Genomic DNA, 13,847 nt, shown 5'->3' with positions numbered 1-13,847 from the left:
GGGTCGGCGTCAGGCCCGCGTCACTGGAGCTGGGAGAGGTCGATGGAGTCGGCGGGGGCGGGTGGCTTGGCCGGGACGGCTTCGTCGAAGGCGGAGAAGGTGGCGTCCAGCCGCTGGCCGGACGTATCGGTGCCCTGGATCCGCAGGAGGTACGGCTCATCCTGCGTGGAGACCTGGAAGCTGCCCGTCTCGCCGTCGCGCCGACTGGTGAGGGTGATGGCCGGACGTCCGTCGACGGTGGTCCGCGAACCTTTGGTCAGCTGCTCGTTGGTGGGCTTCGCGGTGAACTGCTCCTTGAAGAAGTCGAGATCACAGAATTCTGCGAACTCGCTGAGAACGGGGCTCTTCGTAGTGCCGTGCACGTAGCGGCCGTTGACGAGCGCGATCGCGTCCTCGGCGGCGGGGCCGGGCACTTGGGCTCGTAGGAGCTCGTCGTCGAGCTTCATCCACACGTCGTCACCGCGTTTGATGACCTCGGCCGCGCCCGAACCGCCGGCGGGCTCGACGGTGCCGACGCAGTTGCCGCCCTCGTCGAACCGGAGGTCCAGTGCGATGGTGCCCGACCCGTCGGTGACCTTGGCCGCCATCCGCATGGCCGTGACCTTGGACATGGCCTTGCGGGCGGCATCCGCGACGGCCGGGGCCTCCTTGTCGGCGATGCCGTTGTCGTCGGCACCGGCGACGCCCGCGCCCAGGCCCGCACCCGCGCCCGCGAACACGAGCAGGCAGGCGGCCCAGGCGGTGGCGCGGCGGGCCGCGACTGTCCTGGTCGGAGACATCGGGCATCACCTCGCTCCGGCCGCCTCCGGAGGGCCTCCGGCAGCGCCATGCCCTCCGCCGGTGCAGGCGGTCACCTGATCAGCGTAGGTCCGCTCAGCGAAAGGCGCAGGTCGGGAGCCGCGCCGCAGTTTCCGGGAGGGGGGCTGTCGCAGGGGCGGCGACCTCGCGAGAGCCGTAGGGCAAGCGTCCGTTCGGGTGGCGTCATCCCTTCGCCGGTGGTAAGTGCCGCTGGAAATAGGTCGGTTTGTGCTGTGCTGTGGCCACGACCCGAAAACGGTCGTACGCGGGCCCGCCCGCTGTTAGCGGCAGGTCCGCCCCAACAGCGAAGGAGGACTGATGTCGCGCTACCGGAAGGACCGGCGAAGCCGGAGCAGGATCGGCCAACTGGCCGTCTCGACAATTGTGTTGGCCGTCGCACTACTGGACGTCTCCGGTGCTCATGCCGCAGCGGTCCACTCCAAACAGAGCCCCGACTGGAACGCCATCGCCCGATGTGAATCGAGCGGGAACTGGCAGGCGAACACCGGCAACGGCCATTACGGCGGATTGCAGTTCACCCAGTCGAGCTGGAAGGCGGCCGGAGGCCGCAAGTACGCTCCACGCGCCGACCTCGCTACGAAGGCCGAACAGATCGCTACGGCGAGGAGACTCGCCAAGATCCAGGGCATGGGGGCCTGGACCTGCGCACGCCGCAACTGACGGGCACGCTCCGACAGGGCGGCCCCGCCGCCCTGTCGGAGCGTCGTCGACCGGACATGCCGAAGATCAGCAGCCGTTGCCGACCGAGTCCTTCCCCCGAAGCTCTGGAGTTCCTCAAGTCGGGTTGGCCGGGCGCCGCGGTGGGGGATTCCCCCTGAACGGACCGGATCGCACTGAGAGGACCGGCCGGAACGCAATGGTGAACGGGGGAGGGGACATGAACATTCTGGTGATCCTTGGGTTCATTCTCATCGTGCTGATCGCGATCGCGCGGGGGAGCCGCAGTGGGCCGTCGCGAAGGGGGCGGCGCGGGGGCTCGTGGGGCGGCGGTGGCGGGGACGGCTGCGGGAGCGACTCGTCCTGCGGGGGAGGTGGAGGCTGCGGGGGCGGCGGCGGAGGCGACTGACGGCGCACCGCATTCCATGATCGCCATCACCCTCCGGGGGCCACTGTCGCCCGGAGGGTGATACGCCGCTGTCACGCAGCGTATGGAATATCTCGAGGGCAGCGGTTTGGTTCGGCACCTGATATCACCTGACCGTGCCGGCGGAGAGCCGGACGGCCCGAAGCCAATGCGCACCCGAGATAAGGGCTGAGGCATAGCTTTCGCTTTCATCCCGTCCATTGGCCCGTAGGGTCATCCCTTGCCTCTCCATGGAAACCCCGCTGACTTCCGTTCCGCTGACCCGGGGTAATTCCCATCCTCCCATCCGGAAGATAGGCGCGGAAAGACGCTCGGCCCGCTGATTCGGCAGGCCGAAAGGGCCGCCCGCACGGGGTAGCCGTCTGGGTGCTCTGCCGCTCCCGATGGCCCGAGGACACCCACCAGGACGGGCTCCGGGAGCAGGCGCGCCGACGGGCACGCGCGCCCTCGCGTCCCGCCTCCGTGCCCGGAACGGAGCACGGGGCGGGACAGAGGCAGAACGCGAGGTGGGACACGTAATTCCCGCGAGGGCAAACAGCAGGTTCAGGAATTGACAGAGCGCTTGGTGGTATGCCCCCGGGAGTGGACTAAATCGCCGGCCCGGTCACATCTTCAAGATTGACAGAATGCTGGGCGGCGTGCCCTCGGGTGCGCCGGAAAATCGAAGACTGTTATCGGTCGCCAGGGAATTGACACCCGCCCGATGGTTGCTTACGGTCCGCTCGTCAGGTTTTCCGAACCGCCCCCGAAGGTATTCATGACTGCATCCATGTTGCCGAAGTCCAGGCAGCAGTTGATTCTTGCCGTTCTCATGATGTGTTCACTGCTGATCTGGCTGGACAACACCGTTCTGAGTACCACCCTGGAGACCCTCGCGGACCCGGTCCGTGGGCTGGACGCCAGCCCGGCCGAGCTGCAGTGGGCCACCGGCGCGTACACGCTGGCCTTCGCCACCCTGATGTTCACCGCAGGCGCGCTGGGCGACCGCTTCGGTCACCGGACCGTGCTCGCAACAGGCCTGGTGGTCTTCGCCGCGTCCTCGGTGTGGGCGGCGTTCGCGGGCGACGCGGGGCAGCTGATCGCCGCCCGGGCCGCGATGGGCGTCGGCAGCGCGCTGATCATGCCCGGCAACCTGGCCATCCTCATGTGGACATTCACCGGCCCGGCGCGGTCGACCGCGATCGCCATCTCCTCGACCTCCGCCGGCGTCGGCATGGCCGTGGGCCCGGTGCTCGCCGGCGTGCTGCTCGGCCACTTCTGGTGGGGCTCGGTCTTCCTGGTGAACGTCCCGGTCGTGGTCCTCGCGCTGATCGGCATCGCCCTGCTGGTCCCGAACTTCCGCAGCCCCGTCGTGCGACCGCTGGACCCGGCCGGAATGCTGCTGTCGATCAGCGGCCTCGCGGCGCTCGCCTACGGACTGATCCGCACGGGGCAGGTGGCGGACTGGGGCCGTACGGACGTCTGGGCGCCGATCGTCGTCGGACTGATCCTGCTGGCCGTGTTCGTCCGCGTCGAACTGCGCAGCAAGATGCCGAGCTTCGACCCCCGGCTTCTCGCCCAGCGCGCGTTCGGTGGCGGCAACGTAGCCCTCGGACTGCTTTTGTTCGCCATTTCCGCCGTCACCTTCTACAACGCGTTCTACCTGCAGGGCGCCCGCGGCTACTCGCCGATCGAGGCGGGCCTGGCCGGCCTCCCGACCGCGCTCGGCGCGATCCTGGGGGCACCCGTGGGCGCACGCCTGGTACATCGCTGGTCGCTGCGGCTCGTCGCCGTGCCGGCCCTCACCGTCGCGGCGCTGACCATGGGCGCGTACGGGCTCTTCGGGCTGAACACTCCCCTCGTCTGGATCGAGGCCCTGCTGCTGGTCCAGGGCCTGTCCATCGGCATGGTGATCGGCCCGGTGACAGCGGCGTTGATCAGCACCCTGCCGTTGGAACGCGCCGGCGCCGGATCGGCCGTCACCAACACCGTGCGCCAGACCGGCAGCGTGATCGGGATCGCCGTGGGCGGCACGATCATGTCGATCGTGTACCGGCGCGCGATCGAACCCTCGCTGCACGGTGTCCCCGGACCGGTGCGGGACCAGGCGCGGGTCTCCGCCGAACAGGCCCGGCACGTCGCCACCACCTCGCACCTGCCGGCGCTCGGGTACGCCGCCGATGACGCGTTCGTCCACGCCATGCACGTCGGTGCAATCTGGATCATGCTCATCGCGCTCTTCGGCGCGGCTGTACTACTGCTGGCCCTGCGCCCGGTCCGCAAGCCCGCGGCTGCCGGGGGCGAGCCGGAGCCCGCGCAGGAAGCCTTGCCAGGTGCGCGGGGTGAGCTGGCTGCGCGAGACCATTGAGCCGCCCGGCGGCGCGGTCTTGCGGTTCGCACCCGCGCGCACCATAGCGGCCGACGCGCGGATCGCCCTGACCGGAACTCCCGGCGAAGCTGCATCGGTGAGGTGCCTTTGATGATCACTTTGCAATCGCCCTCCTCGGCAGTCCGAAGCCCGCCATCTCCTTTTCCTCGTAGGAGAGGAAGCCCAGACTCCGGTAGAAGGCGTGGTTGCGTTCGCCTTCCGGTGATGACTCGTGGTCCGTGGACAGGAGGAAGAACCGGCAGTGGGAGTAGCGCTGCTTCAGGTGCTCGACCAGCGCCCGGCCAACTCCCCGCCTGTGGTTGGCGGGATTGACCACGAGGTCCTGGACGTAGCAGATGTGCTCGTCATCGGAGATGGTTCGGGCCAGTCCGAGGAGCGTTCCTGATCCATCGCGTGCCGTGACGACGAGGTGAGAGTTCACGAGGCCGCGACAGAGCTTGTCGACGTCGCTGGTGTAGCCCTCCCAGCCGACCGAGCCGTAGAGATTCAGCATCTCGGCAGGATCGAAAACGCCCTCTTCCGCAATGAACATGCCGATCCCCTACGCAGTGCCGTTTCTCATCGCCAAGTCGACACCACATCCGACTCCACATGCAGGGGATACGTCAAGATCGTTTGCCGTCGAAGAAAGCTGATCAGCTGAATATTGGTGCGGGTCAGGTGGTAGCGGCGGGTACGTTGGGTAGTACGGGGTGCGGCCTTGGCCAGTAGAGGCCGCGACGGGGGTCGCACTCCGGCCTTCGGGCGGCCGACCGCTCTGTTCCGTCACCAGGCGGCTACTCGGCGGGGTCGGTGAGGTCCACGTCGTCTACGTATTCCGGCGCGGCCGCACCGAGGAAGCTCCTGGCACTCGAGCGCCCGCGTCCGTCGCCTTCGGTCGTTCGCCGGGCCCGCCGTGCGGTGGCCGGGCCAGATCCTGATCCTGATCCTCGTCGTGACGAGGCAGCCCACGGAGCAGCGTGTCGAGGTAGAGGCCGAACGGGGGCTCTCCAGGGTCCTCGCCCGCCGCTCCCAGCCACCGGACCACCCCGAGCCCGAAGACGGTCCAGTTCTGCTCGGCCAGTTCCGGGCCCGCGCCGCCGGCCCGGAACGCGGCGACGGCCCTCTCGCGCAGGTGCCCGAAGGATTCGGAGTGGTGGCGGTGCGGGCGGGCGACGTGAGCGGCGTATCCGGGTACGGCCAGGAACTCGTCGTGCATCGCCCACGCGAGCCGCGCCAGCCAGTCCCGCCAGTTGTCGGCGACGGGCTCGTCCTCGGGCAGCACCCGCCCGACCATGACCGCACTGACGAGGTCCAGGACTCCGTCGCGATCGGGCACCCACCGGTACAGGGACGAGTGCGACACCCCGAGCCTCGCCGCCAGTTCACGCATGGTGAGCGTCGCCACGCCTCCTTGCAGCGCGGCCTCGGCGATCCGCTCGCGGCTCAGCCGTGGCGGTCGTCCGGGCCCGTTCCTTCCGGTGCTGTTCATCGCGGCAAGCGTACGCAGGGAGCGTCGCCCCCAATAAGCGACCAGTGGTCACTAATCCTGTTAGGTTCGCCCGATGGACGTACGAGAAGCAGTTCAAGAAGAACGAGGGGACGTGCGCGAGGTCGATGCCTCGGGCCTGCCCATGGATCAGGCCCAGGGGCTCGTCCTCGATGAGTTGCGCGCCCTCACGGAAAGGGGCCAGCCGTTCGCGGCCGTGCTCCTGATGCCCGCACCACCGCAGGGCCGCACGCCCCCGCCGGCCGGCGCCCCCGCCACCGACCGGGTCCGCGCCCTCAAGGCGATCCGCCCCGGTCTCACGGCCTACTGCCGCGGCCTCGCCTTCGTGGGGCCGGCGGACATCCCGGCGGAGCGCGCGAAAGCGATCCACAGCGCCGAAAGCCTCTGGGGCTGCCCGACGACGGCCACTCAAGACGCGTCGGCCGCCCGCGCCTGGGCCGAGGAGCGGGCTGGGCTCTGAGAAGACCGACGCCCCGCGAACCCTGATTTCCCGCCCGCAGGCCGACCGGAATCCGCCGTTTGTGCGGTGCGGGCGGAGATCAAGAAATGAGGTCCCTCTCACGTACTCGCTTCGCGCCCAACTAAGGTCCATTTCGTGACAGAGCACCCAGTCGATTCGGCGGCCCTTCCGGCTGCGCTCCTCGGAGCCGACTTGCATCTGGAGCTGCGCGGACGTGGGCTGCGCAGGGGTCTCATCGATGCCTTGCGGGAGGCCGTGCGGACGGGGCGGCTGACTCCCGGGGCCGGGCTGCCGCCCTCCCGTTCGCTCGCCGCGGATCTCGGCATCGCCCGGAGCACGGTGTCCGCCGCCTACGCCGAGCTGGTCGCCGAGGGCTGGCTGACGGCTCAGCAGGGTTCCGGTACTCGGGTGGCCGAACGGGCCGCGCCGCGCCGGGCCGAGGGCGCCCCGCGGCCCGCCCCGCCGGCCGGGCACCGGCCCGCGTACAACCTGCTGACGGGCTCGCCGAACCTCGCGGAGTTTCCCCGCAGGCAGTGGCTGGCTTGCGCCCGGCGTGCCCTGAGCTCGACGCCGCACGATGCCTTCGCGCTGGGCGACGCGCTGGGCCGGGTGGAGCTGCGTACCGCCCTGGCGGAATACCTGGCACGGGCCCGCGGGGTTCACGCGGACCCGAGCAGGATCGTCGTCTGCTCCGGGTTCCATCACGGTCTGATGCTGGTCGCGCGGGTCTTGAGGGCGCGGCAGGTGAGGGCGGTGGCGGTCGAGTCGTACGGACTGGACGTCTACCGGGAGCAGCTGACCGGCGCCGGGCTGCGCACCCCGGCCCTGGACCTCGACGGGCACGGCGCCCGCATCGGTGAGCTGGCTGGTCTGGGCGCGGTCGGCGCGGTACTGCTGACGCCCGCGCACCAGTTCCCCACCGGAGTCGCGCTGCACCCGGAGCGGCGCGCGGCGGCGGTGGACTGGGCGCGCGCCACCGGAGGGCTGGTCCTGGAGGACGACTACGACGGGGAGTTCCGCTACGACCGTCAGCCGGTCGGCGCCCTGCAGGGGTTGGATCCGGAGCGAGTGGTGTACTTCGGCACGGCGAGCAAATCGCTGGCGCCGGGGCTCCGGCTGGCCTGGATGGTGCTCCCCGGCGACTTGGTCCCGGAGATCGTGGCGGCCAAGGGGGGGGCTTGGACTGGGTGTCGAGTGCGCTGGATCAGCTGACCCTCGCCGAGTTCATCGCCTCGGGCGCCTACGACCGTCACGTGCGGCTGATGCGGCAACGCTACCGGCGGCGCCGGGACCAGCTGGTCGAGGCCCTGGCGCGGCGGGCATCCGGTGTCCGCGTGTCCGGCATCGCCGCGGGACTGCAGGCGGTTCTCGAACTTCCCCCGGGCAGCGAGCGATCCGTCGTCGAGGCGGCCGCCCGGGAGGACCTCGCGGTCAGCTGGCTGGCCGATTTCCGTCACGACGCCGAGGGGGCCCCGGGCCGGCCACCGGGGCGGGACGCGCTGGTGGTCAACTTCGCGGGGCCGACGGACAGCGCATGGGCGGCCACCTTGGACGCGCTCTGCCGTGCGATGCCGTAGCCGTGACGGCGCCGGTACGCCGGCACCGGTACGCCGGCTATCGCGCCAGCCCGTACAGCAGCTCGGGCGTTCGACGGGACGGCCTGCCGGAAGTCATCGGCGAGGCGGTCGAGTACTGCGAGGCTGTCGGTCCCGGAGCACGGCTCGGATCGTCATGGGTGCTCCGTGGACGGGGGAGGGAGTGGCTCCAGCGCCGGTGGCGGAGCCGGCCGTATCCGGAGCATGGGCTCCGCCGGAGTCGTCGGACCGCAGTCACGCCCGGGATCACGCCCGGGATCACGCCCGGGACCACGTCGAAGTCACGGCGTCCCCAGGCGCGCCGCAAGAGCGCCGGCGGCCTCCAGCACGTGCCGCTGCAGGCCGGGACCGAAGGTGACGCGCGTGGCGCCGAGGCGTCCCAGCTCGGCCACGGAGTCCCCGTCGGGCGTGGCGAACATGTTGAGCGGACCGGCGATCCGCTCCCGCAGTGCAGGGAGCACGTCGAGGGGCGCCAGGATCGGATAGACGCAGTCGGCGCCGGCGGCCACGTAGAGCCGGGCGCGGGACACGGCATCGGCCAGGTCTCCGTCGCCGTGCAGGAACGTGTCGACGCGGGCGTTGACGAAGAGGGCATCCCCTGCCTCCGCACGGACCTCCGACAGCCAGTCCGCGTGTCGCCGCGGGTCCTTGAGCGTCCCGTCCCGGAAGGAGTCCTCGAGGTTGCAGCCGACCGCGCCCGTCTCCATCAGCCGGCCCACCAGCTCCGCCGGGGCGAGACCGTAGCCGTCCTCGATGTCCGCGGACACGGGGACGGCAACGGCACGGACGATCCTGGCCACCGCGGCGAACATCTCCTCGGGCGGGGTGGCCCCGTCCTCGTAGCCCAGCGAGGCGGCGACGGCGGCGCTCGGCGTGGCGAGCGCGGGGAAACCGGCATCGGCGAAGACCCGTGCGGTCGCCGCATCCCAGGGACCGGGGAGGACGAGCGGGGCATCGGGAGTGCGGCCCTGGTGCAGGGCACGGAATGCGGAAGTGGTCATCTGATTCACGAGTTTCAGGAGGAGGGGAGGGGCTACGGCCGGAGGGGCGGGCTACCGCCTCATGAACCGGGCGTGTGGTGACCGGGGACCATACGGGTCGAAACCCCGAAGCGGTTCCAGGCGTTGATCGTCATGATCACGGCGATGAGCCGGGCCAGCTCCGCCTCGTCGAACTGCTCGCCGCCGCCGTATCCAGCCGGACCATCGCCTGGTAGACCTCGGGGGCCAGCTTCGCCCAGGCCAAGCGAGGGGTGTGCTCCGGCAGTCGTGCGGTGTGGTGCTTCATCGAGTCAATCGTCATACCTACGACGCTACGCACCAGGCGGCCACAGCACTGGGACCAATCCGACGCAATCTTCGCAGTCCAATTTTCCCGCCACTGGTCCGATGGCCGCGTACCGGACCCGGCCATGAGGCTGCGGATTGAGGCCCGTCGCACACCGCGGCTCGACTGCGCCTGCCTGAAGCGGGCAGACTGGCGGAACACGTCGTCGAACAAGGAGGTACCGGCATGAGCGCCCAGCCGGTCCACCCGCACGCGCCGCACCGCGTCGCACGGAACGCCCAGGGAATCGCCGCCGCGCTGTCTTCGGAGCTCCGAGTGGAGTTCTACGCCGAACTCCTCGCGGCAGCGCCCGAGGAGGCCAAGGGTGTCCTCCTGCGGTGGTGGGGCAGGGCGATGCTGGACAACGATCCGGATCAGGAACGGCGTGTGACCGCTGCGTTGGCCGGTGCGATGCAGACGGTGTCCCTGGAGGAACTGCTCGAGCGCCGCCGGGCGGCGGGCCTGCCCGTTGAGTGAAGGATCCGAGCCGGCTGAGGACTGGCCGTGCGTGCTGTCCGAGGACGTCGCCCGCTTCATGACGGATCCGGCGCTGCCTCCGTGGGCTATGGGCCCGATCGTTGCGGCCATGGTCGAAATCGGAGAGGCCCGAGGCCTGGTTCCCGGGAGCACCGCGGCGGCCGACCGGCCGGAGTGCCGGCTGCTGCCGATGGGGGAGGACGGAGCCATCGGCATCATCGAGTACGTCATCGCCGAGCGGGCCGACCCGCCACAGGTGATCGTGACCCGCATCCTGCTGTACTGAGAGGGCAGGCGCCCAGCCGAGTTCCACCCCTCGGCCGGACGTTGACGATCGGGAACCAGAGATCGGGATATGCGGCCGACAAGCTGGCACTCCTCGCCTCAACGATGCTGAAACCGGCCACCCGTCACAGCGCCACCGCTCCGTCCGTCCTGCCCCGAGCACAGGGTGGGGAGGAGCCGGGCGACCCGTCTGCGAAGGCGCGTAGCGCGAGGGCCGGTACCTCGAAGGGAACGCCGGCCGCAGCCTCAGCCGGACGGCGAAGCGCTTCCGGGGGACTACCAGGCCAGCTCCGCCTGGATGGCCTTGCCGTCGGGGAGGGGGACGACGCACACCCGGCGGGTGAGGGTCTGGACGAGGGGCCAGCCGCGTCCGCCGGTCAGGTCGGGAGTCCGGAAGTGCGGGAGGCCGGGGCTGGTGTCCCGGACGGTGATGCCGACCCCGTCGGGAAGCAGGCCGAGCTCCATGACGAAGGAGCCGGGAGCATGGCGGACGGCATTGGTCACCAGCTCGGAGACGACCAGCACGACGTCGTCGTGGAAGGTGCGGCGGGCTTCCGGTGCGTGCGCGGCGTGATGGCGCAGGAAAGCGGAGGCGGCTCGGCGCGCCGCGGCGATGCAGCCGGGGGCGCCGTCGAAGTCCATGCGCGCCGTCGCGGGGCGGGCGTCGTGCGGGGTGGCCGGCGGGAGTTCCATCCCCACCCTCTTTTCGCTGAGTACCTCTGCGCTCGGGTGCCCCACCGTGACCCCGACGCCCTGCCGGGGCTCTGTCGCTCGGCCTGCCCCAGAGCAGGGTACCCAGTCCGCTCGAAGGGTTTATGGGTTCGCGCCCCTTGCCCTCCTGCGGATTTGCGGCGATCTGCCGCGCGTGTGGTGATCCGGTCGGGGCAGGTGGTTCCCTACTAGTGCAGATTCACTATTCTTGGCTGGTGCCCATTACCCAGGCTGGGGGTTGCAGCATGAGCGGAAACGGAGCGGCCGGTCCGTCGTTCCAGATCAGGGACCTGTGCGACGAGAATGTGACAGGTCTCCGGCTCGTCGGCGCGCTCGACAGGGACGGAACGGCGAACCTGCGTGCAGCACTCGCCGACTGCCTCGCACAGCGGCCCGCCCGTCTCGTGCTCGACCTGGGCGACCTGCACTTCTGTGACTGCGCGGGGCTCAACGTGCTGCTGGAGGCCAGGGCCGCCGCCGATAGGATCGCCACCGAGCTGTACGTGGAAGGCACCCGCGTGCAGGTGGCCCGACTGTTCGCCCTCACAGGCGTCGACGAACTGTTCGTCGCCGGCGTGCCACGCCTACCACCGAGGACCGGCTAATGCCTTCGACACCACAGACCACACCGGCTTCGCCGCCTCCGTCCGCTCCGCCGAGCTCAACCGGTGAGCGCATCACCATCCTGCTCGTCGAGGACCACGACATGGTGGCCGAGGCGATGCGGCTCGCCATGGACCGCACCGACGACTTGAAGGTGGTCGGCCGCAGCCTGTCCGTGAAGGACGCGCTGGCCGACGCTGCCAGGCTGCGCCCCGCCGTGGTGGTGCTGGACCGGCGACTGCCCGACGGTGACGGCATCGACGCCATCACCGCGCTCAAGGCCGCCGCTCCCGGCACCCGGGTACTGGTACTGACCGGCGAGGGAACTCCGGCGATGGCCGCGCACGTCACCGAGGCCGGTGGCTCGGGACTCATCCTCAAAGCCGGCAACCTGCGCGAACTCCAGGACGGCGTACGCATGGTGGCGGCGGGCGAAGTGGCCTTCAGCAAGGGTCTGCTCAGCGGAGCACTGGACATGCTGACCGGCCGAACCTCCGAGCCGGGCGCCACCCTCACTCCGCGGGAGCGCGAGACCCTCACCCTGCTCGGCGACGGCCTGGGCCCCGCCGAGATCGGCCAGCGGCTCGGCGTCGCCCTCAACACCGCCAGGAACCACGTTCAGCGGGTCCTCGAGAAGCTGGGTGCCCGCTCCCAACTGGAGGCGGTCGCCATGGCCCGCCGGGAGGGCCTTCTCCGGTGACCGGGCAGATCGAGCCCGGACAAGGCGACGCCCTCGCCCCGACCGAGACGGCGTTCGCCCTGCTGGTCACGAGCGTTCTCGACTACGGCATCTTCATGCTGGACCCCGGGGGCCACGTGTCCAGCTGGAACGCCGGCGCCGAGCGGATCAAGGGCTACAGTGCCGCGGACATCACCGGCAAGCACTTCTCGGTCTTCTACCCGGCCGAGGACATCGCCGCCCGCAAACCCCACCTGGAACTGGAAACGGCCATCGCCGACGGCCGGCTGGAGGACGAGGGCTGGCGCATCCGCAAGGACGGCTCCCGCTTCTGGGCCAACGTGGTGATCACCCCCCTCTTCGACGAGACCGGTGAGCTGCGCGGCTTCGGCAAGGTGACCCGGGACATGACCGAGCGCCGCGCCGCGGAGCAGGAGCTCACCGAACACCGCCGCCTGTTCGCGCACATGGTGCAGGCCCAGGAGCTGGAACGCCGCCGCATCGCCTGGGACGTCCACGACGACTCCATCCAGGCCATGGTGGCCGTCGGCATGCGGCTGCAGCTCCTCGCCGACCGGGCCGGCGAGCCCCACGCGCGTGAACTGGCCCGGCTCGACGAGTTCGTCCGCGAGGCGGTGGGCCGTCTGCGCAGCCTCACCTTCCGGCTCCACCCGCCCGGAATCGACCGGCACGGCCTGGTCGAGTCGCTGTCCCAGCACCTCAACGACGTGGTGGCCGGCGACTGGAACCTCGAGCCGTCACTGGAACACGACCTGGTCGCGGAACCGGCCCCGGAGACCGCGATCACCATCTTCCGCATCGTGCAGGAGGCACTGCTGAACGTGCGCAAGCACGCCCAAGCGCGCACCGTACGGGTTGGCGTCACCACCGTCGACCGAGGTCTGCTGGTCCGGGTGGCCGACGACGGCAACGGTCACCCCGCGGTCGCCCACAAGCTGCACGCGCACTTCGGTCTGATGGAGATGCGCGAGCGCGCCGAGACGGCCGGCGGCTGGTGGACCCTGCGCAGCGAGCCCGGCACCGGCACGACCGTGGAGTTCTGGGTACCCGACCTCCCGACCGCCGTAGTGGACGAACCCCTGCCCGGTGCACCCGCCGGTGGCCTCCTGGGCTCCCGCGCCACCCCCCAGGGGCCGTTGTGACCCGGCCCAGCACGTCCGCGGACTCGCTGCGCGTGCTGATCTGCGACGACAACGACATGCTGCGCGCGGCGCTGGCAGAGGTGGTTCAAGCCCAGCCCGACCTGGTCCTGGTCGGCAGCGCGGCCGACGCCTATGAGGCGATCCGCCTCGCCGCAGCCGGTCGGCCGCACGTGGTGGTGCTCGACGTGCGCTTCCCCGGTGGCGGCCCGTACACGGCCCAGCAGATCATCCGCGTCCTTCCCGGCGTGCGCATCCTGGCGTTCTCGGCCTACGGAGACCTGGGACCGCGCACCGAGATGGCCGCGGCCGGCGTCGCCGGATACCTCCTCAAAGGCGTCACCAACGCGCGACTGCTGGCCGAAGTCCGCGCCCTGGGAGCCGGAGCCCGCACCGCCACGGCCTTCGCTGCCGAAGGGCCCGTCGACCACGGACGGTGAACGGCCCCGGTATTCGGGGACGGCACCCTGGGGCTGCTGGCCACCCTGGCCGTCAAGCAGCGCCGCAACGAGTTCGCCGTGCTGCTGGCCATGGGCGAGAACAAGAGCAAACTCGTCGCCCAGCAGGTCCTGGAGATCTGCGTGGTCGCCGTCCTCGCCCTCACCCTGAGCGCGTTGTTCGCCCGGGCCCTGACGCGGAAGGCAGCCGACACGCTGCTCAGCAGCTAGTAGGACTCCGTTACCTCTTCCCGATCATGTTCTGTAGGAGCATGTTACGTGTGTGGATATGCGTCAGGTCGAGGACCTTCGGGTGGAGTTAGCGGAGTTCGTGGCGGATGTGTTCGCGTCCGT

Annotated in this window: 16 protein-coding genes and 2 pseudogenes; 11 read left to right on the top strand and 7 right to left on the bottom strand. The window is 70.3% G+C overall.

The genetic code is table 11. The features are described from left to right. Window positions 1-20: 20 nt before the first annotated feature. Window positions 21-779, bottom strand: a complete 759-nt coding sequence (locus OTB20_RS28535; RefSeq protein ID WP_267821786.1) for a hypothetical protein — start codon at window positions 777-779, stop codon at window positions 21-23. A gap of 337 nt (window positions 780-1,116) precedes the next feature. On the opposite strand from OTB20_RS28535, the gene OTB20_RS28530 reads away from it, so the two are divergent. Continuing rightward, entirely contained in the window at window positions 1,117-1,479 is a 363-nt protein-coding gene (locus OTB20_RS28530; RefSeq protein ID WP_324290426.1) for a transglycosylase family protein, read from the top strand. Window positions 1,480-2,660: 1,181 nt separating this feature from the next. After that, window positions 2,661-4,250: an MFS transporter gene (locus OTB20_RS28525; protein WP_267821785.1), complete on the top strand. Its 1,590-nt coding sequence runs from the start codon at window positions 2,661-2,663 to the stop codon at window positions 4,248-4,250. 115 nt (window positions 4,251-4,365) lie between these two features. Here the strand turns inward: OTB20_RS28525 and OTB20_RS28520 are convergent, their stop codons facing one another. Further along, a complete protein-coding gene (locus OTB20_RS28520; RefSeq protein ID WP_267821783.1) occupies window positions 4,366-4,803 on the bottom strand; it encodes a GNAT family N-acetyltransferase in 438 nt (145 codons plus the stop codon). A 276-nt stretch (window positions 4,804-5,079) separates the two neighbouring features. Further along, complete coding sequence (locus tag OTB20_RS28515) at window positions 5,080-5,742, bottom strand: TetR/AcrR family transcriptional regulator (protein WP_267821781.1); 663 nt, start codon at window positions 5,740-5,742, stop codon at window positions 5,080-5,082. Between the two features lie 112 nt (window positions 5,743-5,854). On the opposite strand from OTB20_RS28515, the gene OTB20_RS28510 reads away from it, so the two are divergent. Both OTB20_RS28510 and OTB20_RS28505 read left to right on the top strand, forming a co-directional pair. Next, window positions 5,855-6,220 carry a hypothetical protein gene (locus tag OTB20_RS28510; RefSeq protein ID WP_267821780.1) on the top strand — a complete coding sequence of 122 codons (366 nt, stop codon included), beginning with the start codon at window positions 5,855-5,857 and terminating at the stop codon, window positions 6,218-6,220. A gap of 198 nt (window positions 6,221-6,418) precedes the next feature. Further along, window positions 6,419-7,797, top strand: a pseudogene (locus OTB20_RS28505) (PLP-dependent aminotransferase family protein). Between the two features lie 299 nt (window positions 7,798-8,096). On the opposite strand, the gene OTB20_RS28500 reads toward OTB20_RS28505, so the two are convergent. The 3 genes and pseudogenes from OTB20_RS28500 to OTB20_RS28495 form a co-directional block, all read right to left on the bottom strand. Next, window positions 8,097-8,816 carry an isocitrate lyase/PEP mutase family protein gene (locus OTB20_RS28500; RefSeq protein ID WP_267821778.1) on the bottom strand — a complete coding sequence of 240 codons (720 nt, stop codon included), beginning with the start codon at window positions 8,814-8,816 and terminating at the stop codon, window positions 8,097-8,099. Window positions 8,817-8,875: 59 nt separating this feature from the next. Continuing rightward, a pseudogene (locus tag OTB20_RS42905) lies at window positions 8,876-8,995 on the bottom strand (carboxymuconolactone decarboxylase family protein); the annotation flags it as partial. Beyond that, on the bottom strand, window positions 8,953-9,117 hold the full coding sequence (locus tag OTB20_RS28495; protein WP_420716505.1) for a hypothetical protein: 165 nt from the start codon (window positions 9,115-9,117) through the stop codon (window positions 8,953-8,955). The gene OTB20_RS28495 and the pseudogene OTB20_RS42905, both read right to left, overlap by 43 nt. A gap of 210 nt (window positions 9,118-9,327) precedes the next feature. On the opposite strand from OTB20_RS28495, the gene OTB20_RS28490 reads away from it, so the two are divergent. Together OTB20_RS28490 and OTB20_RS28485 are read left to right on the top strand one after the other, a co-directional pair. Next, the gene (locus tag OTB20_RS28490; protein ID WP_267821776.1) at window positions 9,328-9,618 is read left to right on the top strand and encodes a hypothetical protein; all 291 of its coding nucleotides are present in this window, start codon (window positions 9,328-9,330) and stop codon (window positions 9,616-9,618) included. 109 nt (window positions 9,619-9,727) lie between these two features. Continuing rightward, window positions 9,728-9,904, top strand: coding sequence for a hypothetical protein (locus OTB20_RS28485; protein ID WP_267821774.1), 177 nt, complete (start codon window positions 9,728-9,730; stop codon window positions 9,902-9,904). Between the two features lie 275 nt (window positions 9,905-10,179). Here the strand turns inward: OTB20_RS28485 and OTB20_RS28480 are convergent, their stop codons facing one another. Then, entirely contained in the window at window positions 10,180-10,596 is a 417-nt protein-coding gene (locus tag OTB20_RS28480) for an ATP-binding protein (protein WP_267821772.1), read from the bottom strand. Window positions 10,597-10,859: 263 nt separating this feature from the next. Between OTB20_RS28480 and OTB20_RS28475 the strand changes: the two genes are divergently transcribed. The 5 genes from OTB20_RS28475 to OTB20_RS28455 are packed head-to-tail and all read left to right on the top strand — an operon-like array spanning window position 10,860 to window position 13,724. Further along, the gene (locus OTB20_RS28475) at window positions 10,860-11,219 is read left to right on the top strand and encodes an STAS domain-containing protein (RefSeq protein WP_267821770.1); all 360 of its coding nucleotides are present in this window, start codon (window positions 10,860-10,862) and stop codon (window positions 11,217-11,219) included. Beyond that, window positions 11,219-11,917, top strand: a complete 699-nt coding sequence (locus tag OTB20_RS28470) for a response regulator (RefSeq protein ID WP_267821768.1) — start codon at window positions 11,219-11,221, stop codon at window positions 11,915-11,917. Before OTB20_RS28475 ends, OTB20_RS28470 begins: the two co-directional genes overlap by 1 nt. After that, the gene (locus OTB20_RS28465) at window positions 11,914-13,059 is read left to right on the top strand and encodes a PAS domain-containing sensor histidine kinase (protein WP_267821766.1); all 1,146 of its coding nucleotides are present in this window, start codon (window positions 11,914-11,916) and stop codon (window positions 13,057-13,059) included. Before OTB20_RS28470 ends, OTB20_RS28465 begins: the two co-directional genes overlap by 4 nt. Continuing rightward, window positions 13,056-13,496, top strand: a complete 441-nt coding sequence (locus OTB20_RS28460) for a response regulator (protein WP_267821764.1) — start codon at window positions 13,056-13,058, stop codon at window positions 13,494-13,496. Before OTB20_RS28465 ends, OTB20_RS28460 begins: the two co-directional genes overlap by 4 nt. Before the next feature lie 27 nt (window positions 13,497-13,523). After that, window positions 13,524-13,724 (top strand): FtsX-like permease family protein, encoded by a 201-nt coding sequence (locus tag OTB20_RS28455; RefSeq protein WP_324290429.1) that lies wholly within the window; start codon window positions 13,524-13,526, stop codon window positions 13,722-13,724. Window positions 13,725-13,847: the final 123 nt, after the last annotated feature.

Source organism: Streptomyces sp. H27-H1 (genome assembly GCF_026627445.1).
Classification (GTDB): Bacteria; Actinomycetota; Actinomycetes; order Streptomycetales; family Streptomycetaceae; genus Streptomyces.
The sequence above is the reverse complement of the archived record's forward strand: the minus strand, read 5'-3'. Positions and strand labels throughout refer to the sequence as shown.

Coding starts and splice junctions, on each gene's coding strand:
- OTB20_RS28535 (WP_267821786.1), bottom strand. CDS start 779: ATGTCTCCGACCAGGACAGTCGCGGCCCGCCGCGCCACCGCCTGGGCC.
- OTB20_RS28530 (WP_324290426.1), top strand. CDS start 1,117: ATGTCGCGCTACCGGAAGGACCGGCGAAGCCGGAGCAGGATCGGCCAA.
- OTB20_RS28525 (WP_267821785.1), top strand. CDS start 2,661: ATGACTGCATCCATGTTGCCGAAGTCCAGGCAGCAGTTGATTCTTGCC.
- OTB20_RS28520 (WP_267821783.1), bottom strand. CDS start 4,803: ATGTTCATTGCGGAAGAGGGCGTTTTCGATCCTGCCGAGATGCTGAAT.
- OTB20_RS28515 (WP_267821781.1), bottom strand. CDS start 5,742: ATGAACAGCACCGGAAGGAACGGGCCCGGACGACCGCCACGGCTGAGC.
- OTB20_RS28500 (WP_267821778.1), bottom strand. CDS start 8,816: ATGACCACTTCCGCATTCCGTGCCCTGCACCAGGGCCGCACTCCCGAT.
- OTB20_RS28495 (WP_420716505.1), bottom strand. CDS start 9,117: ATGACGATTGACTCGATGAAGCACCACACCGCACGACTGCCGGAGCAC.
- OTB20_RS28490 (WP_267821776.1), top strand. CDS start 9,328: ATGAGCGCCCAGCCGGTCCACCCGCACGCGCCGCACCGCGTCGCACGG.
- OTB20_RS28485 (WP_267821774.1), top strand. CDS start 9,728: ATGGTCGAAATCGGAGAGGCCCGAGGCCTGGTTCCCGGGAGCACCGCG.
- OTB20_RS28480 (WP_267821772.1), bottom strand. CDS start 10,596: ATGGAACTCCCGCCGGCCACCCCGCACGACGCCCGCCCCGCGACGGCG.
- OTB20_RS28475 (WP_267821770.1), top strand. CDS start 10,860: ATGAGCGGAAACGGAGCGGCCGGTCCGTCGTTCCAGATCAGGGACCTG.
- OTB20_RS28470 (WP_267821768.1), top strand. CDS start 11,219: ATGCCTTCGACACCACAGACCACACCGGCTTCGCCGCCTCCGTCCGCT.